Genomic DNA, 26,544 nt, shown 5'->3' with positions numbered 1-26,544 from the left:
TTCGCAATATGCTCGGCGGCGAGCCGTTTGCTGACCCGCTGGCCGATGCATCGCCAAATTGCGCGGTTGTCGCCCCAGTCTCCGAATGCTCAGATATGAAGTGATAGTCCAGCACTAAACGCCGCAACGGCCCGATTGAACGCGCTGGGGTTCGCGATATTCATGCCGTGGGAAGCTCCGGCAATGGTCTGCCGCTGCGCGCCACCGATCCACTCCTGGAGCTTCTCAACCGTGCTGCGGAACATGCGCGGACTCTTTTGCCCATCGATCAGCAACGTCGGGCACTGGATGTCACGGGCAGCCTCGCGCGTGTAGGCGGGCAACGGGTCACGCATTTGCTTCGGCAGTGTGAGCGCATTATCGAGCGCCATCGTACGGAAGCTCGGGGAACTCTTGTCCCAGAAACCGGGCATGGTGACCGAGTCGACAAACAGGTTCAGGCCCGCATCGAATTCGCCTTGCTCGATCAGTTCCGCGGCCTTCGCCCGCAATGCCTGGGTGGCCGGCGGGAGTTTGGCGGCCTCTGCTTGCGGAGTTGTCTGCAAGGGGCCACCTGGATCGGCGAGCGTGAGTGTCTTCACCAGATGCGGGCATTCGCGCGCCAGATGAAACGTAATGCAGCCGCCACGCGAGTGGCCGACCAGATGGACCGGCCCGCGATGCAACGCCTGGATGAACTCCGCCATCTCGGCGACGTGTGCCTCCCAACTGAAGTCGCCGCGACCGAAGGCGCAGGTCTCCGGCCAGTAATGGCCCAGGCTCGGCGCGAAGCAGTGGAAGTGCTTCGACAGCGAAGCGAGCTGCGGATCCCAATACCGGTAGTCGCACAGCGACCCGTGCACAAATACCATAGGCTCGCCGCTCCCGGCCTCCACGTAGGGAATGGAAATGCCAGAAGCAGTGGAGACAAAGGCGGGTTGGGGCCAGGCACCGGCAAGTGCCAAGGTAGACAGGGGCGCTCGTGCGTTCATTGGAATGACTCCGTTTTGCGAACTTTGCTGCAGCGCACGAAAAAAGAAAATCGCATAATATTGATGGAATCCTTCAGATTTTCTGATGCCTCCCGGACAAACGCATGACCACTGAGATGAAAGCCCTCGACGTCGACGTCCTGACCATGATCATTGCCGTCGCAGACTCCGGCACCATCAGCCGGGCTGCCGACCTCGTGCATCGCTCGCAGTCGGCCGTGAGCATGCAGATCAAAACGCTGGAATCGGCGCTCGGCAAAGCGCTCTTCATACGCAAGCCACGCAGCGTGATTCCGACGCAGGACGGTGAGGTTCTGCTGACGTATGCGCGCCGGATCATTGCCCTTCGCGATGAGGCGTGGGCGGCGATCGTGCGGCCCGACGTCACGGGCCGCGTGGTGATCGGCGTACCTGACGATTACGCATCGTCGCTGTTCCCGCCCATTCTGAAGAAGTTCTCGGCCACCTACCCCAAGGTCGAGATCCAGGTCATCGGGCTGCCCAGCGTCGCGCTCGCGCCGATGCTGCGCGATGGCACGGTGGATCTCGTCTGCGCGACGCGCGTCAAAGGGCTGACCGGCGAGTTTCTGCGGCATGAGCCAATGGTGTGGGCAACCGACCCGGGGTCCACGGAAATCTGGCGAGAGCGGCCCCTCCCCATCGCCGTGTTCCTGCCGGGAAGCGTCGCGCGCGAAAAGGCGATCCGAAGCCTTGAGCGCGCCAAGATCGCGTATCGCACCTCCTATGAGAGCCCCAGCCTGCTGGGCCTGCTGACGATGGCGCGCGCCGGCCTTGCCATCACCCCGCTGGCGCGGTGCGCGGTGCCGTCCGACTTTACGCTGCTCGGGTCGGCGCAGGGTCTGCCCGAGATCGGCACGCTTGAGATCATCCTTGCGCGCAGTGTCACGTCGAACCGGCCGCCCTGCGATTTTCTGGCGGAGCGCATCGTCGCCGAGTTGCACGCATAAACCGATAGCGAGCCAGCCCGAGGGGCTGCTCGTGCAAGACCAATGCCGCGTCCCCACGCAGGCGGTCGCTTATCGCACACTCCGTGCGTGGCATGCGGCCGATTGCGGGCTTCGCGCGAAATACGCCCTCGCCCCCTCCGGCATAATCGGCCTGCGGATTGACCGCGAGAACCCCGGCAAACGCGGGGGAAGATTTGTTCCAATGCAGGAGACGCAGTTGAGCATCAAGAATTCCGTGGCGCGCGGCGCACGACTGGCGACATTCGCCATTGCAGGCATGGTTCTGGGCCACACCACTTTTGCCGCCGACGCGTGGCCGACCAAGCCGATCAAGGTCATTGTTCCCTACACGCCCGGCGGGTCGACCGACACGGTATCCCGCGTCGTGTTCGAGAAGGTCGCGCAAAGCCTCGGCCAGCCGATCATCATCGAGAACAAGCCCGGCGCGAACAGCACGCTGGGCGTAGGCGTCGCCGCGCGCTCGGCGCCGGACGGCTATACCTTTGTCTCGGTGCTTGCAGCCTACAGCGCCAACATGTCGCTGTATTCCAAGCTCAGCTACAAGCCTTCGGACCTCGTGCCGGTGGCTGAGATGGCGGAACTTCCGCTGTTCCTGTTCTCGAGCAAGAAGCTGCCCGTCAAGACCGTCGGTGAACTGGTCGACTACGGCAAGAAGCATCCGGACACGCTGACCTTCGGCTCCAGCGGCGTAGGCAGCTCGGCACACCTGACCGGCGAGCGCCTGGCCATGGAATCGAAAGTCAAGATGACTCATATTCCCTACAACGGCAGCGCACCGATCCTGCCGGCGCTCATATCCGGCGAGGTGTCGGTCGCCTTCGATCCGCTGCTGGTCCCGATGCCGCACGTGAAGTCCGGCAAGATCAATGTGCTGGCCGTTGCCTCGGCCAAGCGCTGGCCCGGCGAGCCGAATATCCCGACCATGGAAGAGTCAGGCTTCCCGGGCTTCGTCATGAGTTCCTGGACTGGCCTGCTGGCGCCTGCCGGCACGCCGGCGCCGGTGGTTGACCGCATGGCGAAGGAAATTGCCGCCGCAACGCGCAGCCCGGACGTGGCGAAGAAGCTGACCGACCTCGGCTTCGTGCCGGTGGGCGGTACATCCGAGGATTTCCGCAAACTGATCGAGCGCGATATTTCGCGCTATGGCCAGATCGTCAAGGCGGGGAAGATCACCCTCGACTGAGAGGCCTGACTGTGGGCGACGAGCGGGCAGGAGATGGGGTTGCTGTCACCCGTTCGCCCACCGCGGCACTTGCAGCGCGGCTTTCCTTGGGGCTGCATCCGAACTGCGTCTGATACCAGCGCGAGAATCCGCTTGGCGCAGAAAAGCCGAGCAGCGTCGCCACCTCGGTAAAAGGTCGATCGCTCTCGACGACATGACGCATTGCGAGTTCCACGCGGATGTCGTTGACGACCGATGAGAAGCTCTGCCCCTGCTCCGCCAGCCTGCGCTGGACCGTGCGGCAGACCACGCCGAGATTTTCCGCGACCTGCTCGACGCTGCAGCGCCCGCCGGGCAACAACAGCAGGATCGTGCGCCGTACGTCCTCAAGCATGGTCGTCTGCCGCGCCGCGGCCGACTCGTCGATCAGGCGCTGCGCGTAGCGTGCCATGGCCGGATCGGCCCACGGGTTGCGCGCATCGAGATCGGACTTTGCGCAGACGATGCCATTGAAATCGCAATTGAATGCGACGTTCGGGCCAAAGAACCGCTGATGCGTACTGAGGTCGCGCGGGGCCGGGTGCTCGAAGCATACGCGCTGCGGCTGCCAGTCCGGTTTGATGAGCTGGCGTATCAGCCGCACCATGACCCCCAGCGCCAGTTCAACCCGTTGGCGAGTTGGCTGATGCGCGCTGCCGGCGATCAGTACCTCGCGAATGATGACCCGTCCACCACACTCCTCGACTGCCAGCGACTTCGCGCCGTTGAGAATCGATTGGTAGCGCATCAACATGCCGAGCGCGTCGCGCAGCGTCGCCTGGTCGCGGATCAGCATGCCTACCGGCCCCAGGTTGGACAACAGGCGCGACTCGGCCATGCTCAATCCGAAACTCTCGTTGCCTGACAGCGTTGCAGAGGTCTGGAGCAGCCGCCCGAAACGATCCACCTGAATCATGAGATCCGGCTCGCGCAGTACGCTCGGACTGATTCCGGCGTCAAACATCATTCGTAGCGGATCAAGCCCGCCGGCACGCGCAACTTCGCAGTAGTTGGTAAGGGCTGCGGCGCGGACAAGTAGCGACATCGGGGGCTAATCAGAAAATGACAGTCCATGGTAAATCTAGGTCATGCATTGTCAAGCCGGACTAACCCGCCACGAAAAGCCGGTCATGGCACTACGCCATTCCTGTCTTCTCCGAATCCGCAACGATGCGCGCCATTGTTTCCTGCACCAGTGCCCGCTGTCACAAAAGGTCAAATGCCTGGCACGTAATGCAAAGCGCGAAGTATCGCCGTGCAGGATGATCTGACATGCGAAAAAAGATCACTCACAGGAAAAGGAAATGACTCAAGCACTGCGGATCGACTTCGTCTCCGATATTGCCTGCCCGTGGTGTGCCATCGGCTTGTCGTCGCTCAAGCACGCGCTGGAGCAACTTGGCGACGAAGTGGATGCCGAAGTCGTCGTGCGTTCGTTTGAACTGAACCCGGATATGCCGCCGGAAGGCCAGACCCTTCTCGACTACGCTAGCAGGAAGAACGGCAGTACCGCTACGCAAGTCGCGGAGAGGCTTGCGCTGATACGCGAACGCGGCGCAAGCGCCGGTTTCGACTTCGCTCCCAGGACCCATGTCTACAACACCTTCGACGGTCATCGGCTGCTGCACTGGGCCAGTACGCAGGGCAAGGCGCTGGCGCTCAAGGAGGCGCTGCTCAAGGCATATCACGGTAACGGCAAGGACCCCAGCAATCACGAGGTACTGCTGGAAGCAGTCAAGGCTGCAGGGCTCGATGCCGCGCAAGCACAGCGCGTGCTGGAGAGCGGCGAGTATGCTGCCGAGGTCCGCGCGGAAGTCGCGGAGTTCCAGGCGATGGGTATCAATTCCGTTCCGTCGATCATCTTCGACAACCGCTATCTCGTCGCGGGCGGGCAGTCAGCCGACGCCTTCGCGCAGATCATCCGCGAGGTCCTGGCGAAGCGTCAGGGCTGACGAGCGCTTGCATCGCGGCATCGAACCAATCAGGCATTGGATCGATGCCGCTCCTGATCAGAGTTCCTGAACAAGCGCCTCCGCCAGCGGCCACGTCCCAAAGCCATCCGCCGGCCCCAGATGCCCGACTTCCCCGGCATCGACGAACCGGCTGCCCCAAGCCTGCGCCATCTCGCGGATTCGTTCGAACTTGCCGAGCGGATCATTGCGGCTCGCGACGACGATGCTCGGGAATTTGAGGGGCCGCCGCGGAATCGGGGTCCATCCTTCATCCGCCAGCGTCTGCGGAACCGCGTATCCGGGCGGCAACGGGCTATCGAAGTCGGCCGGCGCGGCAAGCAGTACGCCGTGCACCGCGCACTGCGTCTCCTGTGCCCAGTGAACGGTGATCAGACACCCCACGCTGTGGCCAACGAGGATGGCCGGTCCCGAGATGCTACTGACAACACGCTCCAGGTTCTCGACCCTGGCACGGCGCAACCGCTTGTCGTGATCAATCTGGGGCACGATGCGCACCGCTCTTCCCTGCTGCTCCAGGCGTTCTGCCAGCAGCGACTGCCAGTGCTCCGGCATGTGATCGCGAAAGCCGGGAACGATCACAACGGTTGGCTGATTTCCGGATGTCATGGGATTTACACTCCTCGTTTGATTGGAAAACTCACTGTTATGTCCGCCAGCGAGCACGGCGCTGGTGATCTATTGCGCGACACACTGAACCACAACGGTGCCGAGCTTCGCGCCGGCCTCGACGGCCTGATGAGCCTTCTCGGTGTCTTGCAGGTCGAAGACGCTGTCGACAGCGTGGATGGCATTCGGGACGTCGTGCATCCAGCGCGACAAGCCCTCCTGCGCAATCCAGCGCATCTCGTAGGGCAATCCCGGCAGGTAGAGTCCCTGCAGGCAGAGGTTCTTGCGAATCAGCGTGACCAGCGGAACCGCCTGTTCGAGGCCGGCACCGTTTGCATACGAGACCCACTGCGCATGGTTAGCGGCTGCTTCGAAGCACAGCCTGGAATTGTCGATGGCATTGACATCGACGATGTGGTCTACGCCTTGCCCGTGAGTGGCATCGAGAATCTGCTGCGCAGCATCGGGAGCACGGTAGTCGACCACTGCATCGGCGCCACCCGCTGCGGCGTGAGCCGCCTTGCGTGCGGAGCTGGCGGTGGCAATGACATGTGCGCCGCCCCACTTGGCGAGTTGCACCGCGTAGTGCCCAACGGCTCCCGCACCGCCGGTCACGAGGACGTACTTGCCTTTGATCGCTCCGCGCTGGAACAGGGCGATATATGCCGTCATTGCAGGAATGCCCAGGCATGCGCCCTGCGCGAAGTCCAGATGCTCGGGCAGTGGTGACGTCAATTCGTGTGGCACGCAGATGTACTCTGCCGCTGTACCGAACGGACGCCCGCGCTGTCCGAAATGCAACCAAATCCGCGTGCCCAGCATCTTCTGGTCGACGCCATGCCCAAGCGCGTCGATCACACCCGCGCCATCGCTATTCGGAATGATGCGCGGGAACTCCATGCCACCATGCATGCGTCCGGCGCGCCGGTTTGCATCTGCCGGGTTAACGGCCGATGCGTGGAGGCGCACGCGGACCTCGCCAGGGGCCGGTTGCGGCGTGGGTAGCTCGCCGAAGGCCAGCACCTCTTCCGCCCGCCCTTGTTTTTCGTACCAGATCGCCTTCATGGTGCCCTTGTGCCGTTGCGCATGGCGCGCATCAAGTCGTTCTGCTGGCCCAGTTTCGAATCAGTATGGGATATCACCCACTATTCCCGCGCGCTCCATCTTGCGCGGCGCCGGATAGTAGTCGTTGACCGCATAGTGCTGCGTGCTGCGGTTGTCCCACACTGCAACATCGCCCTCCTGCCAGGCCCAGCGCACCTGGTACTCGGGAATGGTGGCGCGGCTAGTCAGGTAGTTGAGCAGGAGGGACGCGCCGGGCGACTTGTCGATGCCGTGGCGCACGTTGTCCGGCGTACTGTAGTTGGTGAAATGCGTCGTGAACGAGGCGCCGACGAACAGGATCTTCTCCCCGGTCTCCGGATGGGTGCGCACCACCGGATGCTCCACCGCAGGATGATCCTGGGCCAGCTTGGCGCGATCTTCAGGCGTCATGACTGCGCCGAAGCTGTGTTCGATGCTGGCCCTGGCGCGTAGGCCGTTGATCTTCCTCTTGATCTCTTCAGGCAGTTCATCGTACGCCTTTACCATGTTGACCCAGATGGTGTCGCCGCCGATCTCCGGACATTCGAGGCAGCGCAGCACCGCGCCCATGGCCGGGTTGGGACGCCACAGGCCGTCGCAGTGATAGCTGTTCTCGTAGCTGTGCGGGTTGTCGCTGCGATAGACCTTCACGAGGCCCGGGTGATCAGGAACGCTGCCGACAACCGGATGGTCTTCGAGCTTGCCGAAAGCGCTTGCGAAGGCCACATGATCGGCGCGAGTGATCTCCTGCTTGCGAAAGAAGAGCACGCGGTGCTTGAGCAACGCCGCCTTGATTTCGGCAAACAGTGCCGGATCGCGCGCCCCCTCGCCAAGGTTGACGCCGGAAATCTCGGCACCAATGGCCGGGGTGATTTGCCTGATCTTCATTGCTATGTCTCCTGCAGTCCGGTTGATTCTGTCTGTCCGACTTTCTGGTGAGCAAGTATCTGGCCTTCCAGGCTTCCATGCTTATTTGCTCAGGACATTGACTTTCCAATTCGCGACATTGCGCGCGCAACTGCGGCAAGGGACGGCGATGTTTCGTAGCATGAGGACGTCGCACGAACGTGTGCATTTCACAGCCAAAGCGCGAAGGGCCTCTACCATGGCAGCACCACAGAACAAAGTGATCGTCACGTGCGCCGTGACGGGCGGTATTCACACCCCGACAATGTCGCCTCATCTCCCCATTACCGCCAGGGACATCGAAGACGAGTCCGTTGCGGCGGCAGAGGCCGGCGCCGCAATCGTCCATCTCCATGCGCGCAAGCCGGAGAATGGCCAGCCATCACAGGATCCCGCGCTTTTCCTCGAGTTTCTTCCACGGATCGCAGCGCGTTCGGACGTTGTGATCAATCTCACGACGGGCGGCGCTCCCAACATGCTCGTCGAAGAACGCCTGCAGCCGGCGCTGCAGCTCAAGCCCGAGGTGGCCTCGCTGAACATGGGCTCGATGAACTTCGGTCTCTATCCGATGATCGCCCGGCACAAAACATTCAAGTACGACTGGGAGCGCCCTTACCTCGAGGGCTCCGAAGACCGCGTTTTCCGCAACACGTTCAAGGAGATCCGCTACATCCTTGAATCGTGCGCCGACAACGGCACGCGCTTCGAGATCGAGTGCTACGACACCAGCCATCTCTATACCGCTGCGCATTTCATTGACCGCGGCATCCTCAAGCCGCCTTTCTTCATCCAGTCCGTATTTGGACTGCTCGGCGGCATCGGCACGCACCCCGACGACGTCATGCATATGCGCCGCACCGCAGAGCGCCTGTTTGGGAAGGACTATTACTGGTCCGTGCTCGGCGCCGGCCGCAGCCAAATGCCGATTGCCTCGATGGCCGCTGCCATGGGCGGCAACGTTCGCGTCGGGCTGGAGGATTCGCTGTGGGAAGACCGGGGCCGGCTGTCCAGGAGCAATGCCGACCAGGTCAGACGCGTGGTCGGCATTCTGAAGTCACTGAACCTCGAGGTAGCCACGCCGGACGAAGCCCGCGACATGCTTCAGCTGAAGGGCCGGGACGCTGTCGCGTTCTGATCCATTGAATCGCTTCTCTTCACTCACTGTAGGAAACTCCACATGTCTCATCCTGTTGTCCTGATCACCGGTGCAACCGCAGGCATCGGCCGCGCGACGGCGCTTGCCTTCGCAGCCAAAGGCGCGCGGCTGGTCTGCTCCGGGCGAAACGCCACGGCCGGAGACGCGCTCGTTTCGGAACTCCGGCAAATGGGCGCCGAAGCAGACTTCCTCGCGGCCGACATCAGCCTTGAGGGCGATGTCATCCGTCTTGTCAGGCATGCCATCGAACGCTTTGGATCGCTCGATATCGCCGTGAACAGTGCCGGGACGGAAGGAACACCGGGGTCGATCGTCGAGCAGACCGTCGAGTCGTACACGACGACGTTCAATGCGAATGTCCTTGGCACGTTCCTCTGCATGAAGCACGAGCTGCAAGCAATGATCTCGCAAAAGCGTGGGTCGATTGTCAATCTCTCGTCCACGATGGGCAGCCGCGGCAATCCGCGCAATCCGATGTACGTGGCCAGCAAGCACGCGGTCGAGGGCCTGACCAAGTCGGCGGCGCTCGATGCCATCCAATCGAATGTCCGCGTCAATGCCGTGGCGCCCGGCCCGATTGAAACCGGCATGCTCGAGCGCATTGCGGGCGGCACCGATCGGGTAGCGTCGGTCGCGGCAACGATTCCCGCAGGACGCGTCGGCACGCCGGAGGAAGTGGCCGATGCAATCCTCTTCCTGGCCTCCGAGCAAGCGACGTACATCACGGGCCAGATCCTTCACGTCAACGGCGGGAAGACTGCCGCGTAAGCGGCCTTTCACAAGGCGTCGTCACCCACCAAAGCATTACGGAGAGGCGCAATCATAGCGCTGCGCCGCTTCGTTCATTTTTGGTTCGTCTAAAGCGGACCCCAGACGCGCATTCCCCAGACATTCGCTTATTAAAAAAAGACAAAGGTTCCACAGGGGCTACCTGTCGAACCTTTGAAGCCGGAAGTGCCGAGGAAAGTGCCAGGCTGGCTGAAGATCGGCATTTCCGGTGGAGACTCATGCAGATGGCTCTTCAGAGCCGCCTTCAGAACACGTGGCGGATACCCACAGCGGCGCCAAACATCGAGCTCTGGCCATTGGACAGCGCGTAGTTGTTGACTGTCAGGCTGGTGGCATAGTTGCTCGCTGCCGATTCCATCGCCAGGCCGGCGTTCTTGGCATAGGCCATGGTCAGATAGATATCTGTCCGCTTCGAGAGCGTGTAGTCGGCAATCAGCGCAACCTGCCAGGGATTGGCAACGTGCGTATTGCCGCCGAGGCTCTTCACGTTCTGATAGTCATACTCGAGCGTGAAGTCGAGTGCAGAAGAGAACCGGTACTGACCGCCGACCCAATAGAAATCGTCACGCATGGTCAGGCCGCCATTCTGGTTCTTGTTCTGGCCCCAGCGATAACCGCCCATGACTTTCGCCGTGGCGTTGAAAGCGTAGCTGCCCATGACCGCGGCCTTCTTGAAGGTACCGCTGCCAGTGCCGATCGTCGGATTCCATTGATCGTAGGCAACGCCTACCCCGAACGGCCCGGCGAGATAGCTCAAGCCAACACCATAGGCCGTGTCGCGGCGATACTGCCCCGGCACCTCGCCATTGCCGCCGGCGGCCGGAACGCTTGCGATGACTTGCGGCAGTGTCGTCCCGACGCCGAACGACATGTTGGCCTGTGCCGTGAGGCCGCCGAACACGCCGACGTACTTCAGCGCATTGTCCTCGCGGAAATTCGCACCGGCGATCACGCCCACGGGTTCATACTGGGTCGCATATCGGGCCGGAATGAAGTTGGCCAGCGTCGAGAACATCGAATGGTATTGCCGGCCGAAGGTGAGCTGACCATATTCGGAGCTAAGACCCACAAAGGCCTGGCGACCAAACAAACGCCCGCCCTGCTGCGACGCGCCACTATCGAGATTGAAGCCGCTTTCCAGGACGAAGATGGACTTCATTCCGGCGCCCAGATCCTCCGTGCCGCGAAGCCCCCAACGCGAGCCGGAGTACCCGCCGGAATTCTCGCGGACGACGCTATGGCCGGCACCCGACTGGAAGCCGTTGGCGGCCGACGGCACGGCGGCGCCGACGCGGTTGACGTACTCTACGTTGATATCCGCCACACCATACAAGGTCACGCCGGATTGCGCGCTCGCTGCCCCACACGCACTGACAGCAGCCAGGGCAAGAATCTTTCTTTTCACCAGAACTCCTCCACGTTCATTGTTGTCGTCTTCAACCCGGTGGCGCGCGAATGCCAAGAGGTCGAAGCGTTTGAGGGGGCGAATCGAGGGTCGATTTCCCCCCCATGCGCAATACAGCCGCGCATCTGCAGGGACGAGCGCGTTCCCTCTCCCTTTGGGTGAGCGATTGCGCTTCGTCCGGTTTTAAAGCTTGAATTTGCTGCGGGTCTGCAGCGGAATCAGAGCGTTAATCGATCTGAATGCCCGCATCGGTCGCGATCTTCGACCAGAGCTGCAGGTCGTGACTGACCAGGTCGCGGAACTGCTCCGGAGTCTTCGAAGGGGGCGGCCCGAAGTTCATGGTTTTCATCGTGGTGGCGACGTCGGGAGACTTCTGGACCTTGCTGATCTCATCCGCCAGCCGCTTCAGGATTGCCGGACTGGTCCCCGCCGGTGCGAAGACGCCGAACCAGCCCACCGCGTCGAACTTGTAGCCCTGTTCCCCCATGGTTTTGACATCAGGCAGTTGCGGCGCGCGCGCATTGCCGGCAATCGCGATGGCGCGGACCTTGCCGGAACGCAGGAACGGAATGGGCGCGCCCGGATCGGTCCAGCCGATCTTCACGACACCTGAGGCGAGGTCGGTCAACAGCTGATTCGAAGTCCGGTACGGGACGTGATCGGTCTTCACACCGGTCTGCTTCTTGAGCCATTCCATCGTCAGTTGCCCTGACGAGCCCGTGGACCACGTGGCGTAGCCGTACTTGTCCGGGTTCGCCTTCAGGAACTGGATCAGCTCCGGCAGGTTGTGCACCGGCAGATCGTTGCTCACCAGCAGCACTACCCCACCCTCCGCCGTTTCGGCGATCGGCACAAGGCTCTTCTTCGGATCGTAGGGGATGGTCTTCAACACGGCCGGGGCGATGACCATGTTCGATGCCGTGGTGTAAAGCAGCGTGTATCCGTCGGACGGCGCCTTGACGACAACGTTGGTCCCGACCACGCCACTGCCGCCCGGCCGGTTGTCAACGACGACCGGCTGCTTCAGGGCCACCGACAACCGTTGCGCCATCAGGCGTGCCAGGGAATCGGTTCCCGAGCCTGCCGATGAGGCGACGACCATCTGAATGGGGCGCGCGGGCCACGCATCTTCCGCGCGCGCCGGCGCGGATGCGCACAATGCCACAAGCGCTACCGTGCCCAGCGTGGCCGCAAGCGGCTTTTGCATTCGAAATATCATTGTCACCCTCCATATCATTGTTCTGTGGCCGATCGCTCGGCCTGTGTGCCTTCCATGTGCATCGGCATGGCAGTGGAGCAACGCCAATGACGAACGCCACGCCGCCTAATGAGGCAGAGCAACGCCAACGCGAAGCTCAGCAAGAAAGGGACGTGTGAACCGTTGAAGGACTGCAAGCGTCCGCTGATTAGTCGCCGCGAGTAATCTCGAACTTCTTGAGAAAGCCCTGATGGCCACCGTTGCGATTCGGCGTGAAGCCATTGGCCTGGAGCGTCTCTTCCACGGTGTCGTAGAACACGTCAAGCTTCAGGATCTCACGCGTTTGCTGTGCAGTCGCGATGGGGCGGCCGAATTCACCGGCGATGCGCACCAACTGCTTGATCTGCTCGACGGTGCTCATCTTGCCGGTGCGGGTCTGGTTCCAGAGTACGTCCTCGATGCCGCAACGAACATGCAGGCCCAAAGCCATCCCGATCATGTTGATGGGGAGGACATTGAGTACCGAACTTTCCACCGTGAGCACCGCGCCATCAGGCACAGCACGCAGCATGTTTGCCAGGTTGAAGATGTTCGCCTGGTCCATGCCGCCGCTGATGGCCACCCAGTTCATGACCAGCGGACCTTTGTAGACGCCGCGGCGCATCATTCGCTCAACCGTTTCAAAGCTATTGATGTTGTAGCACTGAAACGCGCTCTGGATTCCGGCTGCCGACAGTCGTTTAACGTGCTCCTCGTACCAACTGGGAGTCGAGGGCACGACCATGTCCTTGTACGTGTTGTAGTACTCCGGGAAGCCCCGCGACACCCCGCGGAAATCATCGATACCTGCGTGTTCCGTCACATTCATCTGCGAGGTGTTGACGGTCACCGTCACCTGGTCCGGCTTCGGATCCAGCTCGGCGAGCATATGGCGCGTGTCATCGCTAAGCCATTTGGCGCCCTGGCCCTCTTCAGGCGCGAAGCTGATCGAGCCCCCGACCTGGATGACCATCTCGGGGCAGGCTTCACGTACGCCGGCGATCAGCTCATTGAACTTGGACAGGCGCTTGCTGCCTTTGCCGTTGGCTTCGCGCACATGCAAGTGCAGCACCCGTGCACCGGCTTCGTAGCAATCCACCGCCTTCTGGATCTGGTCCTCCATGGTGACAGGGATATCTTCCGGGAAGTCCTCCGGGATCCAGCCCGGCGCGTAGGGAGCGGCGGTGATGATCAGCGGTTGCTGGTTTTCGGGGTACAGGTGGCCGTCAAGGAAATGCATGGTATTGGATATCCAGAATAATGGAGACGATCAAGCGTCGAACCAGAGAAGAGAATTTCGCCGGAGGGATCTGTCAAATCACGAAAATCGATGATCCGGTGGTCTTTCGGGCTTCGAGATCCCGGTGTGCCTGCACGGCATCCTCTAGCGCATAGCGCTGATTGATCTCGATACGGATGCGGCCTGCCGCCACATGGCCGAACAGTTCATTGACCAGTTCCGCCTTCTCGGCAGGATCGGCGATATAGTCGGCAAGGCCCGGGCGCGTAAGGTATGCCGAACCTTTGCGTGCCAGGATTGCCGGATCGAACCCGGTGACCGGGCCCGAGGCAAACCCGACGCACACCAGCAGGCCACGGCGCTTGAGAGAATCCAGCGAGGCCATGAAGGTGTCCTTGCCCACGCTGTCGAACACCACCGATACGCCCACGCCATCCGTCAGTTCGCGCACGCGCTTGGCCACGTCCTCATGGCTGTAGTTGATCGTGTGATCGCAGCCATGGGCGCGCGCCACTTCCGCCTTGGCATCGGTGGATACCGTTCCGATCACGTTCAGACCCAGCAGCTTGGCCCACTGCGAAATGATCAGGCCGGCACCACCCGCCGCGGCATGCAGCAGGATGGTGTCGCCCGCCTTGAACGGCCAGATCCGGCGCATCAAATACGAGGCCGACAAGCCTCGCATGGTCATTGCCGCGGCGACTTCACAACTGATCTCAGGCGGCAGCTTGATCAGCGGTGCGGCGGCAATCAGGCGCTCGGTGCTGTATGCGCCCAGCGTGTTGGTAAAGCCCGTGTAAGTCACGCGGTCGCCAACCGACAGGTGCGTGACGCCGGGCCCGACGGCCTCGATCAAGCCGGCGGCTTCATTGCCGATGCCGCTGGGCAGCGGAACCTGATACATGCCGCTGCGAAAGTAGGTGTCGGCAAAGTTCAGCCCGACGGCCACGTGACGCACGCGGACCTCTCCCGGTCCCGGCTCGCCCACCGTCGTGTCTTCAAACCGAAGGACTTCGGGGCCGCCCGTTTCGTGAATCCTAACGACTTTCGCCATGTCGTCTCCTGTCTTCTGTGGAATATGAAATTGCACCTGCGGCTTGCCGGTCGGGCTTGCCGGAGGGTCAACCTGTGTGGCGAATCATCGGGTCTGACACGGCTTTTCGCTTTCCCGTATGCGTCTGGCGCTTTCCCTTTTCTGACAGCGACGGTCCGCGAGGACGCTGTCTGTCGGCATTAGCATCGCGCAAGCTGTGCGCGTGAACTGAAGGGTGGTGTGGCTTTCGGACGAGCTGGGATTTCGCGCCAGACAGAAGGAGATGTGCGTGGTCAGGGTATTGCGGTGACCGATCGCAGCGGCGTTCCGGGCGCTTCGTCGACGAAACTGCACGATATAAGGGTTATCCCTAGCTCATTATTCCCATTTCCCGAGACTTGGAGTTTTGATTTTTGGGAACGAAGTCCTATTCTTTGCCCCTATGTTGAATGCTGTCGATAAGCCCGGCGCCATGAATCCCGCGCCTTCCACGTCCGCCGAATCCGCCCAGCCCGCGGGCGGCGCCGATCGTGTGCTGTTCGTGCTGGCGACGCTCGCCCAGCACGGCGCGCCGATCACCGTGCGCGAACTCGTTGCCACGACCGGACTCCCCAAAAGCACGCTCTACCGGCAATTGATGATGCTCAAGCGCTGGGGTTTTGTGCTGGAGTCCGACGGCGAATACGCACCGGGCCCAATCAGCCTGCAACTGGCGCTCGGCTTTGACATGGCCTCCCACCTGGCCCGCGAAGCCTTGCCGGACATGCGGCTGCTCGCGCAGCAATCCGATGAAAGCGTGGGCCTGGTCGTTGCCGTGAAGGATCACGTCGTCTGCCTTGAAATGGTCGAGAGCCGCCAGTCGCTGCGTTGCTCGTTCGAGAAAGGCCGCGGCGTGCCGTTGCGCACCGGTGCGTCGGCCATGTCGCTGCTCGCCTTCATGCGGGACGAAGCGCGCGAGCGCGTCGTACGTGCCCAGTGCGAGCCGGCCGAAGCCGAACGTCTGCTGGCCGAACTCGCCGCCATTCGCGAGACCGGCTACGCCGTCAGCGAGGGCGCCGTGGATCCGGGCGTGTGGGGCGTGAGCGCCCCGCTCTTCTCGCGGCGCGGCAAGACGGATGCGCTGGGCTCCATCACGCTGATGGTGCCGGCCACCCGACGGCAAGGGCGTGAGACCGCGCTGATCGACATGACCGTGGCCGCGGCGATGCGGATTTCCGCGCGCCTGCAGTCCTACTGAATTACGAAGCCCCTCATTACCGCTGCCGTCGGCAAGCCCATGTGGCGGCAGATTCCTCGTTCCCGAGAAAAGGAGACCTCCATGAACCTTCGCCGCAAATGCCTGATGGCCGGCCTCACGGCCCTGATCGGCCTGACTTTTGGCGCCGCCGCCCACGCCGAGGACAATGCCGTGCTGCGTGTGGCCACCGACGCCACCTTCCCGCCGATGGAATTTATCGAGAACGGCAAGCGCACCGGCTTTGACGTGGAGCTCGTGGAAGCCATGGCCAAGACCATGGGTAAGCGGGTCGAATGGACCGACATCGACTTCAAGGGCCTGATTCCCGGCCTGGTTTCGCGCCGCTTCGACATGGCCGTCTCCGGCATCTACATCACGCCGGAGCGCCGCAAGGTGGTGGACTTCACCGAGCCGTACTACACCGGCGGCCTGGTGGCGCTGGTCAAAAGCGGCAACACCACCATCCACGCCCCGGCCGACCTGAACGGCAAGAAGGTCAGCGTGCAGGTGGGCACCAAGTCGGTCAGCTTCCTGCGCGACACGTATCCGCAGGTGCAACGCGTGGAAGTGGAAAAGAACCAGGAAATGTTCAACCTGGTCGAGATCGGCCGTGCCGACGCCGCCGTGACCGGCAAGCCGGCCGCGATGCAATACGTCAAGACCCGCGGCGGCCTGCGCATGGTCGAGCAACCGCTCACCACCGAGGAATACGGCATGGCCGTGCGCAAGGACATGCCCGAGCTCACCCGTGCCCTCAATGCGGCGCTCGTCAAAGTGAAGGCCGATGGCACCTACGCCAAGCTGACCCAGAAGTGGTTCGGCACGGCCGCCTCCAAGTAACCCGAGCCGGTCATCATCATGGAACTGGATTTTTCTCCCGTCTTCAGCGGCTGGCCTGACATCGTCCACGGTGCCATCGTCACCGTGGAAGTGACAGCCTGCGCGCTGGTATTGGGCTGCGTCATGGGCCTGCTGGTCGGTATCGGCCGGCTCGACCCGAAGCGTCGCGTCATCTACAGCATCTGTACGGCCTATGTGACGTTCATCCGCGGCACGCCGCTGCTGGTACAGCTGTTCCTGCTGTTCTTCGGGCTGCCGCAATTCAACATCATGCTGCCGGCCTTTGTCTGCGGCGTGATCGGGCTGGGCGTCTATTCCGGCGCCTATGTATCGGAAATCGTGCGAGGCGCAATCCAGTCGGTGGAAAAAGGCCAGATGGAAGCGGCCCGCTCGATCGGCATGTCTTCGGGCCAGGCCATGCGCGCGGTGATCCTGCCGCAGGCCATCGTGCGGATGATTCCGCCGCTGGGTAACGAGTTCATCGCGCTGATCAAGAACTCGGCACTGGTCTCGCTGCTGACCATTGCCGACCTGATGCACGAGGGCCAGAAGATCATCAGCGTGTCGTACCGGTCGCTGGAAGTCTATCTGGCGATCGCGCTGGTTTATCTGATCCTGACGAGCGCGGCCGGGCTGATCCTGCGGCGCGCAGAACAACGCCTGCGCATGGGAGGCATGGTGCAATGAGCGATTCCGCAATCATCCGGATCCGGAACCTGGGCAAATCTTTCGGCGGCCATACCGTCCTGCGCGGCATCGACTTCGATGTCGAGCCGTCGCAGGTCGTGGTCGTGATCGGCCCCAGCGGCTCCGGCAAGAGCACGTTCCTGCGTTGCTGCAACGGTCTGGAACAACCTGAAGCGGGCACCATCGACATCGTCGGCAAGCGGCTGGTCACTGACGGCCAGCTGATCGGCGAGCACGAATTGAACCAATTGCGCACCGAAGTGGGCATGGTGTTCCAGTCGTTCAACCTGTTCCCGCACCTGTCTGTGCTTCACAACGTCACGGTGGGCCCGCGCATGCTGCGCGGCGCCTCGCGCGAGGACGCGGAGCGCAAGGCAATGAGCCTGCTCGAGAAAGTCGGCCTTGCCCACAAGGCACACGCCATGCCCGCCAGCTTGTCTGGCGGCCAGAAGCAGCGCGTGGCCATTGCGCGCGCACTGGCCATGGAGCCACGCGTGATGCTGTTCGATGAACCGACCTCGGCGCTGGACCCCGAACTGGTCGGCGAAGTACTGCAGGTCATGAAGGTGTTGGCCGCGGAAGGCATGACCATGGTCGTGGTCACGCATGAAATGGGCTTTGCGCGCGAGGTGGCCGATGTGGTGGTGGTCATGGATGGCGGCGGCATCATCGAAGCCGGACCGCCGTCGGTCATCTTCTCGGCGCCGACACAGGAGCGCACGCGCGGCTTCCTGCAAGCCGTGCTGACGCGGGCATGAGGATGGCGGTGACACAGAATCCATGGCAGGGCCGCGTCGACAGCGGCGAAGTTGGCGACACCACTCGCCTGTTCCGTATCGTGAATACGCTGGAATCGTCTGAGGCGAAAACCCTTGGCGGATCGCCAGTGTTGCTGGGTTTCGGTTGCGACGCCGGCGTGCTGCGCAACCAGGGCCGCGCTGGCGCCGCGCACGGTCCGGACGCCATTCGTCAGGCACTGGCCAACGTGCCGGCACATGGGCTGCCCGCGTTATACGACGCCGGCAATATCGCTTGTGAACACGGCGACCTGGAATCGGCGCAGCTCGCGCTGGCGGGATCCGTACACAACATCCTCAGCCGCGGCGGTTTTCCGCTGGTGCTGGGCGGCGGCCATGAAGTAGCCTGGGGCACGTGGCAAGGCCTGCGCGCGCATCTGGACGCACGGAACGATGACGGGCGCCTGCTCATCATCAATATCGATGCCCACTTCGACTTGCGCACCAGCCGGCCCGCAAGCTCCGGCACGCCGTTCGACCAGATCGCCAACGCGTGTGCGGAGCGGGGCCAGCCGTTCGATTATGTCTGCCTGGGCGTCAGCCGCCTGAGCAACACGCCGGCGCTGTTCAGCCGCGCCGACGCGCTGGGCGTCAGCTACGTCGAAGACGTGGACATGCAGGAACGGCACCTGGCATCGCGGCTCGCGGAACTGGCGGCGCGCATCGACGCCACGGACCACGTGTACCTGACTATCGACCTCGACGCATTGCCCGCAACCGTAATGCCGGGCGTTTCGGCGCCTGCCGCCTATGGCGTGCCGTTACCGGTCGTAGAGGAAATCGCCCTGCTCGCACGCCGCAGCGGCAAGCTGCGCGCGGCAGATCTCGCGGAATATAACCCTCAGTACGACCGCGACAATCTGGGCGCGCGCGTGGCGGCGCGGCTGGCCTGGCGGCTGTTGGGCTGAGATGCTGGCGGCTCGTCGCGGCCCCTCTCGCGACGAAGGCTCTTGCCGCTTCCTGATATTTGCTTAACCGGCCGCCAGCGATCCGGCTCTAGCCTTTCCACCCATTGCACCCTCAACGTGTGATCCGCTTTGCAAGCCAGTGAATGAACGGCGCCGCGACAATGACAACCGGCAACATTGCCGCCCAGGAAAACAAATACGCACGCACCCAGTGCGAAATGAACGTGCCCTCCGCGACGAACTGCATGCTTGCGATCGCAGATGCCACCGCGCACGTTATGCCTGCCTGTATCGCGCCGAACGCAAAATGGCTGTATTGCTTTGGAACCTTCCACATTTTGTGCCTTCCGTTGTTTGCCCCCTGAGCGCGAACTGATCGCGCGCCACCAACACATACCGCTTCAAACGGGCCGACGCCCCTCCCACGCGTTCTGCAGCAATTCACGGATCGCCCCAGCTTCAAGCGGACGCGGGTTCGGGTACTGGTTCTGCAGCGCGATCTCGCAAGCCTTGTCGAGTTCGTCCTCGCGCATGCCGATCTGGCGCAACCCCAACGGCGCACCGGTCGTGCGCGCCAGGTCGAAAGCTCCTTGTGCCGCATTGTCTGCGCCCAGGGCCTGCGCGATGGAGGCCATGGCGTCCGGCGCAGCCTTCGCGTTGTAGGCCAGCGCGTGCGGCAGGATGATCGTGTGCGTTTCCGCATGCGGCAGGTTGAAGCTGCCTCCAAGCGTGTGGCAGAGCTTGTGATGCAACGCCACCCCCACACTGCCAAGCACTGCTCCGCATAACCACGCGCCATACAGGGCTTGCGCGCGCGCCTCGCGCAACCTGGCGGTATCCCGTTCGCTGACGAGCGCGGGCAGCGCCGCCGCCATGGCCTGAATGCCTTCCCTTGCCATCAGGTCCGAAATCGGGTTGCGGTCATGGGCGTACAAACCTTCTGCTGCGTGCGCGAGTGCGTTGATGCCGCTGGTCACGCTGATCGCCGCCGGCAGCAAGTAGGTCAGTTCAGGATCGTAGATGACAGTGCGCGGCAGCACTCGCACGTCAGTCCCAGTACGCTTCAGGCCCGCATCGGTGAGGCCGTATATCGTAGTCATCTCCGAGCCGGCATAGGTGGTGGGAATCGCCAGCACGGGCACGCTCATCTCGAGGGCGATGGCCTTGGCGAGCCCCGTCGTGGAGCCGCCACCGATCGCCACCACGCTGTCGGCGCCCAGCTCGAATGCCATCGCGCAGGCCGCGCGCGCCGTCTCGACCGGCACGTGCATCACGGCGCGGTCAAAGATGCCGATCGCGCGGGCGCCAAGCAGGTCCGACACCTGTTCGGCCAGCCGGCGCTGCTCGGGGGTGCTGAGCACCAGGACACTGGATGCGCCCAGTGCATCGATTTCCTCGCCGACTTGCCGGATCGTGCCGGCGCCAAAGACGATGCGCTGGGCGCGCGCGGCGTACTGGAATGCTTTCATCGTAGGGTCTCCCGTCAAAACGATATGCGGCCCATGGCCCAGATCCGGTTGCCTTCCGGCCGATTGCGGGCGCCGAACTCGAACTGCCCTTTAAGCGAGAAGCTGACCTTGTCGTTGAGCTGGAAGCAGATGTCCGGCCCCAGCGCCGTGACGCGGCCACGGTTGCCATTGCCGTTGATGCGCACGCCGTTCTGCGTGTCGTCGGTGGTCTGAACGTAGTAGTAGCCGTTCAGGCCCAGCGTCAGCCTTGGCGTGACGTGGTAGCCGGCACTGAATTCGATGGTGGCTTCGTCACCCGACTGATACTGGGTGGCTTCGTTACGTGTGTTGAAGCCGTATCGGAACTTGGCGTTGATATCGACCTTGGGAGTCGGGAACCACGTGAAAGCGTAGCTGGGCGCTATCTGGTAGTAGTTGCGGCCGATATTGACCGGGTCATGGACATCATAGGCGCCGGTCTTGAGATGGAACTCGACGCCCGCCATCTGGTGGAAGCTGCCGCTGTGCCAGCCGAGGATCACCGGCGCGAACGTCATGTCGGCAAGCCCGGTCTTGTTGCCGCCCTTGTCGAGCGGCGGCAGCGGTGCCGGCCTGGCAACCGACATGTCGAGGTTCGCAGACACGATCGGTACCACGATGCGCGTTTCCAGGTTGGCGCCGAACACTCTGACGCCAGGCCAGACATACGACAGCCGCGGCGCCAGCGCGTCAAGGCGCAGGTGGAAACTGGCCAGCTTGGGATTGTCGTTCCCGGCATTGTCCTTGGAACTGCCCGCATCGTAATGCTGGTAGAACAGCAGCCAGTTGGCGCCCTCGGGCAACATCAGGCCGGAATACAGGTTATCGACCCCGATGGGGTAAGAATTGCCGCCACCCTCCGTGGCCCGTGCCGACATGCTGCCTGCCGCGCATGCGGCGGCGAGCGCCAGCCGCCCGAACTGAACCGGCAGCGCTGCGCGCGCCCGCCGGACCTTCATGCCATCTGTCGAACCCATTTGCCACTCCGAAAGACCGCGTGGAACACCGGGCCGGCTGGCGCGGTGCGTGGTTGCCGCCGCGCCGCCCGCAAGGGCAGCGCGGCGCTTTCCGGTGCTAGAGGGTTGGATTGAGCACGAAATCGAAGTCGAGCCGGTAAGTGCCGTCCGTCTGGCGCACCCAGTCGCCGATCAGCGACGTGCGCACGCCGAACACGGCATCGGAGTCGAGATACTTGTCGCCGCGCCGGAACACGTGCGTGACCAGCGTCTCATAGCCAGGCGCCTTGATCATGAAGTGCAGGTGCGCGGGCCGCCACGGATGGCGGCCGGTGGCGCGAAGCAATTCGCCAACCGGGCCATCGTCAGGAATCGGATAGGCCTGCGCGACGATGGTGCGGAAATGGAAGCGGCCATCCTCTCCCGACTTCAGCACGCCGCGGCCCTGGGCGACTTCGAGCCCTTCGTACTGCACGTCATAGTGGCCATCAGCATCCGCCTGCCAGGTTTCCACCACGGCACCGGCAACCGGCCGGCCGTCTACGCCGGTGACGCGCCCATAGACCATGCAGGGCTCGCCTTTGGCGCCGTTGGCCACATCGGCGCCATGTGCGTAGTGCGGTGCGCCTTCGACGTGGAAGGGACCGAACACGGTGGGCTCGGTGCAGCCTTCCGGCTTCTCCTGGTTCATGGCCACGGTCAGCATCGACAGGCCGAGCACGTCGCTGAGCAGGATGAACTCCTGGCGCTTGTCGTCGCACATCTGGCCCGTGGCGGTCAGGTAGTCGATGCCCTGCTTCCATTCGGCCTCGGTCAGCCTGACCTCGCGCGCGAAGTCGTGCAGGTGCCGCACCAGGCTGGTCATGATCTGCTTCGTGCGCGCATTGGGCGTATCGGCCAGGCGCGCAATGACGGCCTTGGTCAGGTTATGCTGGTCATACTCTTGCATCACTGGACTCCCGGCCGCTAGGCAAGTTGGCAGGCCTGCTCGAACGACAGGCGTGGACTGCGGGCGAACACTTTTTCCGGGTCGCCGTGACCAAGGCCGCAGATGAAATTCGAGCGGATGCTGGTGCCGGCGAAGAAGGCCTGATCGATGGCCTGGTTGTTGAAGCCGGACATGGGGCCGCAATCGAGACCCAGCGCGCGCGCAGCGGCGATAAGATAGCCGCCTTGCAGCGTGCCGTTTCGAAACGCGGTGGTGTTGGCGAAATCCACCTTCTCGTCGCCCTCGAACCATGCCTTGACTGCGGGGTTGTGCGGGAACAGATCCGGCAGCTGCTCGTAGAAGCGCGTGTCGTAGCCGACGATCGCGACGACCGGCGCCGCCATGGTCTTTTCGACGTTGCCGGGGGCCAGTGCCGGACGCAGCTTTTCCCTGCCCTCCTCCGTGCGCACGAACACCAGCCGGGCTGGCGAGCAGTTGACCGAGGTCGGGCCAAATTTCATCAGGTCATACAGTTCCCGCAGCTTGCTGTCAGGCACCGGCGTGGGCAGCCAGCCATTCTGGCTGCGTGCACCGCGGAAGATCTTGTCAAGCAGTTCATTGGTTTGCATCATTCACTCCTTGCATGTTTCGGGTGTTCCGGCCAGACGACGCTGGCCGGAGGTTGAGGCGGTCACACAGTCATCGTGCCGCTCAGGGCAAGCTTTTCCTGATGACGCGCGGAATCCAGAGCCTGGGCGTAGCCGGCCGTGGCCTTGTATTCGCTGTCGTGGCCCTCGGTCAGTTCGATGCCGCAGACCTTGCGCGCCAGCGTGCCGTAGGGACCAGCAGCGGAAAACTCGGCGCGTTGCATAGTCAGCATGCGGATGGCCTGCAGCGGCGTGCCGTTGAAGTTCTCGAAGACGAACAGGCGGTTGCCCCAGTCGGTCAAGAACAGGTCGCGGATCACACGGCCGATCTTCACGCGGTCATGCGGCTGGCCCACAGGACCATTGTTCATGCGTTCGAACCAGCCGTTGAGGGCCTCGTCGTTCCATTGGTCTTCGCTCGCGAAGATCAGCGCACTGCGCCCGGAGAGATCGACCAGCTCGTAGATCATCTGCGAGAAGTTTTCGAGGTAAAGCGCCCGGCCGAAGTCGTAGATCAGGATGTTCGGCTTGTAGGCCCCGCCCGGCGTATGGAAGCCCAGTTCCTCGCTCGCGACGATGTGCGCGAGCATGGCCTGGTGGAAGCCGATCAGCTTGGCCACGCGCGTCTGCACCGCGGGGATCTTGTTGGTGCCGATATGCTCGGTGATCAGGATCGCCAGGCCAGCCATCAGCTCGGCGCGCACCGACTGGCGAATCAGCGCGTGATAGTGCAGCCAGTCGAACACACGCTGCGGGTAGAGCTTGGCGTGTTCCGGATTGCCCAAATGGAACACGTGCGACCACGGGATGAAAACGTTGTCGAATACCGTCATGCCGTCCAGCTCATCGCCCTGCGAGGCCAGAGGGTGTTCGATGGGATCTTCCTTGACCACGCTCTCGCGGCAGACGATGGTCACGCCCGGGGTGTTGACCGGCGTGGCCGCGAAGATGATCTGGTCGCCCGGGATACCGGGGCGGAAGAACACCCCGATATGAATCCAGTCGGCAAACGCCACGCCAGTGCCGATAGCCTTGACCCCTGACACGACGATGCCCTTGTCGTTCTTCTCGATCACGCGCAGCCCCGGCGAACGCTGCTGGGCATCGGGGTTGGAGCGATCCATCTGCGGATCGACGAACTGCGGCGCGCAGTTCAGGTCGTGCTTCTTGGCGAAATTGACGAAGTCGACGATGTTCTTCGCCTTCACCTTGCCTTCGGCGCCGATGGTCTGCGTTTCCCACGGCGACGGATCGTCGATATAGGTCTGCAGCACGTAGTTGTTGACGTCCGGCGTGCGCGGGAACGACGCGCCGGCCATCTCGCGCATGATCGTCTCGTGATACTTGCGTTTGCGGCGCAGCTGTTCCTTGTCGTAGTGGCCGAACCACTGCATGGTGCGGCGCTCGCCATCCTTGTCGACGAAGGTCATTACGTCCTGCAGGTCGGGACGATGGTGCAGGTCGTAGAAGTCGGCGTGACGCTGCGCGTAGTCCCGCGTCTTGGGGTGCGTCGCGACGTTGTCGATCTTCTCGTTGCCGACCCATACGTTGCGGCCGTCGTTCAGCGATTCCAGGTACTGCTTGCCAGTGCGAATCATCGCCAGGTCTCCTTGGTGGTTTTCGGGGTGTGACAGTCCCTGCCCTGGAGAAGGGCATATGGACACGGATACGAAATCGGGTTCTCGCCTGGCGCGGGCCAGGCCGCTTCAAGTCGCGCTAGGCGGCGACTGGCTGCGTGGTGGCGTAGCTGCGGCGGCAGTAGACCAGCGGCGTGTCGTTGCTGCTTTCCGCGCCCGAGCTGCCGAGCACCTGCGCGACGAAGACGCTGTGCGTGCCGATCTCGAGCTGGTCAACGACCTTGCAGTCGAGCGCGACCATGGCGGACTTGCTGTATGGCGCGCCGGTGCCGAACACACCCCAGCTGTCACCGTCGAAGCGCTGCGCCATCGGCACCGCGCCGGCACCGGCGAACAGCTGGGACACCGCGGTCTGGCTGGCGTGCAGCCAGTTGATGCTGACGACGCCGTTGGACTTGATCACGCTGTTTGCGGCGCTGCGGCGATTGATGCAGAACAGCACGGTGGGCGGCGAATCGCTCACGGAACAAACAGCCGAGCACGTGACGCCAGCGCGGCCTCCGGCGCCGTCGGTGGCGATGACGGTCACGGCGGTGACTGCACGCGACAAGGCGTCGCGGAAGCGCGTGGCGTCGATGGCGTCGATGGCGGCGTCGGTAATGCGGCTCGCGCCGGCTTCGATGAAGACTGCGGACGACATGGCGATCTCCTCCTTGTTGGGGGCCTTCTTCGTTGCCCTGCGACAGGGCTTGAATGAAGCTTTGTCTCTGGAAACCTGCTTTCTGATCTGTGTCAGCTGTGTGAAACTAGACTACAGCCGAGCCGGCCCGTTTGCTAATTACCTCGCATCATGGACACTATTCCCCAGCGTCATGAAGACGAACTCAGCCTGAATCAACTGCTGGTGCTGGATGTACTGCTGAGCGAGCGCAGCCTCACCAAGGCGGCGCGCGTGCTCAACCTGACGCAGCCTGCTTTGAGCAAGACGTTGGCGCGTCTGCGCCAGTATTTCGGTGACCCGCTGTTCGTCCGCGTCGGCCTGCGCATGGAGCCGACCCCCAAGGCACTGGAGCTTGCTGATCCGGTGCGGGGCATTCTCCAGAGCGTGCGCGCGCTGCGTTCGGACCATGTCGGCTTCGATCCGCGCACCAGCCAGCGCAGCTTCAGCTTCTTCCTGCTCGATGCCGGCGCCTCGCAGATGCTGCCACCGCTGCTGAGCCGGCTGGCGGAAGAAGCACCGGGCATCCTGGTGCAGGCGGTCAACGCCGATGCCACGCATCTCGACATCTGGCTGGAGAACGGCCTTGTCGACCTGGCCATCGGTTCGTTCCCGGGCCTCACGCAGAGCATCCGCCGGCAGTTGCTATGGCATGAAACCTACGGCGCGGTCGTGCGCAAAGACCATCCGCGGCTCGCTCAACTGGGAGACCTGGATGCCTTCGTCGCCGAGAAGCATGTGCTGGTATCCGCGGTCGGTACGGGCCACCAGCACCTGAGCATCGAGCGCGCCATCGAGGCCGCAGTGCCGCACACCAACATCATCTGCCGCGTGCCCAGCTTCGCCACCGCGGGCCTGATCGCCAAGCATTCGGACGCCGTGGCGGTCCTGCCGCTAACGCTGGCACGCGCGCTTTGCAAGGACCTCGACCTGACGGTTGTCATGCCACCGCTGACGCTGCCCGGCATGGACATCGCCCAACACTGGCACGACCGCGTGCACCGCGAGCCCGGCAACCAGTGGATCCGTGCGCTCGTACACAGGCTGTTCGCCCGGCACGATGCCGTGGCGGGCGCGGCTGCCGGGGCGAACATGGAAGGATGAGCGCCGGTTATAGACACCATGACGGCAAAGGATTGGCGTCCTGCGCCATCGCCTCCTAGCATGCGGTGC

General features: G+C 63.0%; 27 protein-coding genes. 11 read left to right on the top strand and 16 right to left on the bottom strand.

Annotation, left to right across the window (positions count from 1 at the left end; all coding sequences use genetic code 11):
- Positions 1-89: 89 nt before the first annotated feature.
- Positions 90-971 (bottom strand): alpha/beta fold hydrolase, encoded by an 882-nt coding sequence (locus tag K2O51_RS20770; protein WP_220631593.1) that lies wholly within the window; start codon positions 969-971, stop codon positions 90-92.
- 116 nt (positions 972-1,087) lie between these two features.
- On the opposite strand from K2O51_RS20770, the gene K2O51_RS20765 reads away from it, so the two are divergent.
- Both K2O51_RS20765 and K2O51_RS20760 read left to right on the top strand, forming a co-directional pair.
- The gene (locus K2O51_RS20765; RefSeq protein ID WP_220631667.1) at positions 1,088-1,939 is read left to right on the top strand and encodes a LysR substrate-binding domain-containing protein; all 852 of its coding nucleotides are present in this window, start codon (positions 1,088-1,090) and stop codon (positions 1,937-1,939) included.
- A gap of 202 nt (positions 1,940-2,141) precedes the next feature.
- Complete coding sequence (locus K2O51_RS20760) at positions 2,142-3,143, top strand: Bug family tripartite tricarboxylate transporter substrate binding protein (RefSeq protein WP_220631592.1); 1,002 nt, start codon at positions 2,142-2,144, stop codon at positions 3,141-3,143.
- On the opposite strand, the gene K2O51_RS20755 is transcribed toward K2O51_RS20760, so the two are convergent.
- A complete protein-coding gene (locus K2O51_RS20755; RefSeq protein ID WP_220631591.1) occupies positions 3,130-4,206 on the bottom strand; it encodes an AraC family transcriptional regulator in 1,077 nt (358 codons plus the stop codon). The two genes, K2O51_RS20760 and K2O51_RS20755, sit on opposite strands and share 14 nt — an antisense overlap.
- Positions 4,207-4,465: 259 nt before the next feature.
- Here K2O51_RS20755 and K2O51_RS20750 point away from each other — a divergent pair, with 259 nt between their 5' ends.
- The gene (locus K2O51_RS20750; RefSeq protein ID WP_011297769.1) at positions 4,466-5,113 is read left to right on the top strand and encodes a DsbA family oxidoreductase; all 648 of its coding nucleotides are present in this window, start codon (positions 4,466-4,468) and stop codon (positions 5,111-5,113) included.
- 57 nt (positions 5,114-5,170) lie between these two features.
- Here the strand turns inward: K2O51_RS20750 and K2O51_RS20745 are convergent, their stop codons facing one another.
- The 3 genes from K2O51_RS20745 to K2O51_RS20735 all read right to left on the bottom strand — a co-directional run bounded on the left by K2O51_RS20745 (position 5,171) and on the right by K2O51_RS20735 (position 7,711).
- Complete coding sequence (locus K2O51_RS20745) at positions 5,171-5,740, bottom strand: RBBP9/YdeN family alpha/beta hydrolase (RefSeq protein ID WP_140950072.1); 570 nt, start codon at positions 5,738-5,740, stop codon at positions 5,171-5,173.
- A 69-nt stretch (positions 5,741-5,809) separates the two neighbouring features.
- Positions 5,810-6,805 (bottom strand): NADPH:quinone reductase, encoded by a 996-nt coding sequence (locus tag K2O51_RS20740; protein WP_220631590.1) that lies wholly within the window; start codon positions 6,803-6,805, stop codon positions 5,810-5,812.
- A gap of 60 nt (positions 6,806-6,865) precedes the next feature.
- Positions 6,866-7,711: a TauD/TfdA dioxygenase family protein gene (locus K2O51_RS20735; protein WP_220631589.1), complete on the bottom strand. Its 846-nt coding sequence runs from the start codon at positions 7,709-7,711 to the stop codon at positions 6,866-6,868.
- Positions 7,712-7,928: 217 nt separating this feature from the next.
- Here K2O51_RS20735 and kce point away from each other — a divergent pair, with 217 nt between their 5' ends.
- Together kce and K2O51_RS20725 are read left to right on the top strand one after the other, a co-directional pair.
- Entirely contained in the window at positions 7,929-8,864 is a 936-nt protein-coding gene (kce, locus tag K2O51_RS20730; protein ID WP_041679589.1) for a 3,5-dioxohexanoate:acetyl-CoA acetone transferase, read from the top strand.
- A 42-nt stretch (positions 8,865-8,906) separates the two neighbouring features.
- Positions 8,907-9,653 (top strand): SDR family NAD(P)-dependent oxidoreductase, encoded by a 747-nt coding sequence (locus K2O51_RS20725; RefSeq protein WP_011297764.1) that lies wholly within the window; start codon positions 8,907-8,909, stop codon positions 9,651-9,653.
- Between the two features lie 265 nt (positions 9,654-9,918).
- On the opposite strand, the gene K2O51_RS20720 is transcribed toward K2O51_RS20725, so the two are convergent.
- The 4 genes from K2O51_RS20720 to K2O51_RS20705 form a co-directional block, all read right to left on the bottom strand.
- The gene (locus K2O51_RS20720; RefSeq protein WP_011297763.1) at positions 9,919-11,079 is read right to left on the bottom strand and encodes a porin; all 1,161 of its coding nucleotides are present in this window, start codon (positions 11,077-11,079) and stop codon (positions 9,919-9,921) included.
- 226 nt (positions 11,080-11,305) lie between these two features.
- Positions 11,306-12,298, bottom strand: a complete 993-nt coding sequence (locus tag K2O51_RS20715) for a Bug family tripartite tricarboxylate transporter substrate binding protein (RefSeq protein WP_011297762.1) — start codon at positions 12,296-12,298, stop codon at positions 11,306-11,308.
- Between the two features lie 187 nt (positions 12,299-12,485).
- Entirely contained in the window at positions 12,486-13,556 is a 1,071-nt protein-coding gene (locus K2O51_RS20710) for a beta-keto acid cleavage family enzyme (RefSeq protein ID WP_011297761.1), read from the bottom strand.
- A 73-nt stretch (positions 13,557-13,629) separates the two neighbouring features.
- Complete coding sequence (locus K2O51_RS20705) at positions 13,630-14,610, bottom strand: quinone oxidoreductase family protein (RefSeq protein ID WP_220631588.1); 981 nt, start codon at positions 14,608-14,610, stop codon at positions 13,630-13,632.
- 421 nt (positions 14,611-15,031) lie between these two features.
- Here K2O51_RS20705 and K2O51_RS20700 point away from each other — a divergent pair, with 421 nt between their 5' ends.
- The 5 genes from K2O51_RS20700 (at position 15,032) to hutG (ending at position 19,058) form a co-directional block, all read left to right on the top strand.
- Positions 15,032-15,826 carry an IclR family transcriptional regulator gene (locus K2O51_RS20700; protein ID WP_011297759.1) on the top strand — a complete coding sequence of 265 codons (795 nt, stop codon included), beginning with the start codon at positions 15,032-15,034 and terminating at the stop codon, positions 15,824-15,826.
- An 81-nt stretch (positions 15,827-15,907) separates the two neighbouring features.
- Positions 15,908-16,666, top strand: coding sequence for a glutamine ABC transporter substrate-binding protein (locus tag K2O51_RS20695; RefSeq protein ID WP_011297758.1), 759 nt, complete (start codon positions 15,908-15,910; stop codon positions 16,664-16,666).
- 18 nt (positions 16,667-16,684) lie between these two features.
- Positions 16,685-17,353: an amino acid ABC transporter permease gene (locus K2O51_RS20690; RefSeq protein ID WP_011297757.1), complete on the top strand. Its 669-nt coding sequence runs from the start codon at positions 16,685-16,687 to the stop codon at positions 17,351-17,353.
- Entirely contained in the window at positions 17,350-18,111 is a 762-nt protein-coding gene (locus tag K2O51_RS20685) for an amino acid ABC transporter ATP-binding protein (protein ID WP_011297756.1), read from the top strand. The genes K2O51_RS20690 and K2O51_RS20685 overlap by 4 nt, the downstream gene beginning before the upstream one ends.
- Complete coding sequence (hutG, locus tag K2O51_RS20680; protein ID WP_220631587.1) at positions 18,108-19,058, top strand: formimidoylglutamase; 951 nt, start codon at positions 18,108-18,110, stop codon at positions 19,056-19,058. Before K2O51_RS20685 ends, hutG begins: the two co-directional genes overlap by 4 nt.
- Positions 19,059-19,170: 112 nt before the next feature.
- On the opposite strand, the gene K2O51_RS20675 is transcribed toward hutG, so the two are convergent.
- From K2O51_RS20675 to K2O51_RS20645, 7 genes are all read right to left on the bottom strand, one after another.
- A complete protein-coding gene (locus K2O51_RS20675; protein ID WP_041679588.1) occupies positions 19,171-19,395 on the bottom strand; it encodes a DUF2798 domain-containing protein in 225 nt (74 codons plus the stop codon).
- A gap of 64 nt (positions 19,396-19,459) precedes the next feature.
- Positions 19,460-20,527, bottom strand: coding sequence for a maleylacetate reductase (locus K2O51_RS20670; protein ID WP_011297753.1), 1,068 nt, complete (start codon positions 20,525-20,527; stop codon positions 19,460-19,462).
- 14 nt (positions 20,528-20,541) lie between these two features.
- Positions 20,542-21,522 (bottom strand): SphA family protein, encoded by a 981-nt coding sequence (locus K2O51_RS20665; protein WP_245001942.1) that lies wholly within the window; start codon positions 21,520-21,522, stop codon positions 20,542-20,544.
- A gap of 97 nt (positions 21,523-21,619) precedes the next feature.
- The gene (locus tag K2O51_RS20660; RefSeq protein ID WP_011297751.1) at positions 21,620-22,450 is read right to left on the bottom strand and encodes an intradiol ring-cleavage dioxygenase; all 831 of its coding nucleotides are present in this window, start codon (positions 22,448-22,450) and stop codon (positions 21,620-21,622) included.
- 17 nt (positions 22,451-22,467) lie between these two features.
- Positions 22,468-23,058, bottom strand: coding sequence for a malonic semialdehyde reductase (locus K2O51_RS20655; RefSeq protein ID WP_011297750.1), 591 nt, complete (start codon positions 23,056-23,058; stop codon positions 22,468-22,470).
- Between the two features lie 62 nt (positions 23,059-23,120).
- Positions 23,121-24,674 (bottom strand): 3,5,6-trichloro-2-pyridinol monooxygenase TcpA, encoded by a 1,554-nt coding sequence (tcpA, locus tag K2O51_RS20650; RefSeq protein WP_011297749.1) that lies wholly within the window; start codon positions 24,672-24,674, stop codon positions 23,121-23,123.
- A gap of 118 nt (positions 24,675-24,792) precedes the next feature.
- Positions 24,793-25,353 (bottom strand): flavin reductase, encoded by a 561-nt coding sequence (locus K2O51_RS20645; RefSeq protein WP_011297748.1) that lies wholly within the window; start codon positions 25,351-25,353, stop codon positions 24,793-24,795.
- A gap of 150 nt (positions 25,354-25,503) precedes the next feature.
- On the opposite strand from K2O51_RS20645, the gene K2O51_RS20640 reads away from it, so the two are divergent.
- Positions 25,504-26,475: a LysR family transcriptional regulator gene (locus K2O51_RS20640; RefSeq protein WP_011297747.1), complete on the top strand. Its 972-nt coding sequence runs from the start codon at positions 25,504-25,506 to the stop codon at positions 26,473-26,475.
- Positions 26,476-26,544: the final 69 nt, after the last annotated feature.

Source organism: Cupriavidus pinatubonensis, assembly GCF_019602855.1.
In the GTDB taxonomy this organism is placed as follows: domain Bacteria; phylum Pseudomonadota; class Gammaproteobacteria; order Burkholderiales; family Burkholderiaceae; genus Cupriavidus; species Cupriavidus pinatubonensis.
Note: the sequence above shows the minus strand (reverse complement) of the source record. Positions and strands in the feature narration are given on the sequence as shown.

What these genes read in the sequence shown, in the direction of transcription:
- K2O51_RS20675 (WP_041679588.1), bottom strand. Translation starts at nt 19,395, where the DNA reads ATGTGGAAGGTTCCAAAGCAATACAGCCATTTTGCGTTCGGCGCGATA.
- K2O51_RS20770 (WP_220631593.1), bottom strand. Translation starts at nt 971, where the DNA reads ATGAACGCACGAGCGCCCCTGTCTACCTTGGCACTTGCCGGTGCCTGG.
- K2O51_RS20740 (WP_220631590.1), bottom strand. Translation starts at nt 6,805, where the DNA reads ATGAAGGCGATCTGGTACGAAAAACAAGGGCGGGCGGAAGAGGTGCTG.
- tcpA (WP_011297749.1), bottom strand. Translation starts at nt 24,674, where the DNA reads ATGATTCGCACTGGCAAGCAGTACCTGGAATCGCTGAACGACGGCCGC.
- hutG (WP_220631587.1), top strand. Translation starts at nt 18,108, where the DNA reads ATGAGGATGGCGGTGACACAGAATCCATGGCAGGGCCGCGTCGACAGC.
- K2O51_RS20705 (WP_220631588.1), bottom strand. Translation starts at nt 14,610, where the DNA reads ATGGCGAAAGTCGTTAGGATTCACGAAACGGGCGGCCCCGAAGTCCTT.
- K2O51_RS20715 (WP_011297762.1), bottom strand. Translation starts at nt 12,298, where the DNA reads ATGATATTTCGAATGCAAAAGCCGCTTGCGGCCACGCTGGGCACGGTA.
- K2O51_RS20665 (WP_245001942.1), bottom strand. Translation starts at nt 21,522, where the DNA reads ATGGGTTCGACAGATGGCATGAAGGTCCGGCGGGCGCGCGCAGCGCTG.
- K2O51_RS20685 (WP_011297756.1), top strand. Translation starts at nt 17,350, where the DNA reads ATGAGCGATTCCGCAATCATCCGGATCCGGAACCTGGGCAAATCTTTC.
- K2O51_RS20700 (WP_011297759.1), top strand. Translation starts at nt 15,032, where the DNA reads ATGTTGAATGCTGTCGATAAGCCCGGCGCCATGAATCCCGCGCCTTCC.
- K2O51_RS20735 (WP_220631589.1), bottom strand. Translation starts at nt 7,711, where the DNA reads ATGAAGATCAGGCAAATCACCCCGGCCATTGGTGCCGAGATTTCCGGC.
- K2O51_RS20750 (WP_011297769.1), top strand. Translation starts at nt 4,466, where the DNA reads ATGACTCAAGCACTGCGGATCGACTTCGTCTCCGATATTGCCTGCCCG.
- K2O51_RS20745 (WP_140950072.1), bottom strand. Translation starts at nt 5,740, where the DNA reads ATGACATCCGGAAATCAGCCAACCGTTGTGATCGTTCCCGGCTTTCGC.
- K2O51_RS20760 (WP_220631592.1), top strand. Translation starts at nt 2,142, where the DNA reads ATGCAGGAGACGCAGTTGAGCATCAAGAATTCCGTGGCGCGCGGCGCA.
- K2O51_RS20765 (WP_220631667.1), top strand. Translation starts at nt 1,088, where the DNA reads ATGAAAGCCCTCGACGTCGACGTCCTGACCATGATCATTGCCGTCGCA.
- K2O51_RS20640 (WP_011297747.1), top strand. Translation starts at nt 25,504, where the DNA reads ATGGACACTATTCCCCAGCGTCATGAAGACGAACTCAGCCTGAATCAA.
- K2O51_RS20695 (WP_011297758.1), top strand. Translation starts at nt 15,908, where the DNA reads ATGAACCTTCGCCGCAAATGCCTGATGGCCGGCCTCACGGCCCTGATC.
- K2O51_RS20645 (WP_011297748.1), bottom strand. Translation starts at nt 25,353, where the DNA reads ATGTCGTCCGCAGTCTTCATCGAAGCCGGCGCGAGCCGCATTACCGAC.
- K2O51_RS20670 (WP_011297753.1), bottom strand. Translation starts at nt 20,527, where the DNA reads ATGAAAGCATTCCAGTACGCCGCGCGCGCCCAGCGCATCGTCTTTGGC.
- K2O51_RS20655 (WP_011297750.1), bottom strand. Translation starts at nt 23,058, where the DNA reads ATGCAAACCAATGAACTGCTTGACAAGATCTTCCGCGGTGCACGCAGC.
- K2O51_RS20660 (WP_011297751.1), bottom strand. Translation starts at nt 22,450, where the DNA reads ATGCAAGAGTATGACCAGCATAACCTGACCAAGGCCGTCATTGCGCGC.
- K2O51_RS20690 (WP_011297757.1), top strand. Translation starts at nt 16,685, where the DNA reads ATGGAACTGGATTTTTCTCCCGTCTTCAGCGGCTGGCCTGACATCGTC.
- K2O51_RS20755 (WP_220631591.1), bottom strand. Translation starts at nt 4,206, where the DNA reads ATGTCGCTACTTGTCCGCGCCGCAGCCCTTACCAACTACTGCGAAGTT.
- K2O51_RS20725 (WP_011297764.1), top strand. Translation starts at nt 8,907, where the DNA reads ATGTCTCATCCTGTTGTCCTGATCACCGGTGCAACCGCAGGCATCGGC.
- K2O51_RS20710 (WP_011297761.1), bottom strand. Translation starts at nt 13,556, where the DNA reads ATGCATTTCCTTGACGGCCACCTGTACCCCGAAAACCAGCAACCGCTG.
- kce (WP_041679589.1), top strand. Translation starts at nt 7,929, where the DNA reads ATGGCAGCACCACAGAACAAAGTGATCGTCACGTGCGCCGTGACGGGC.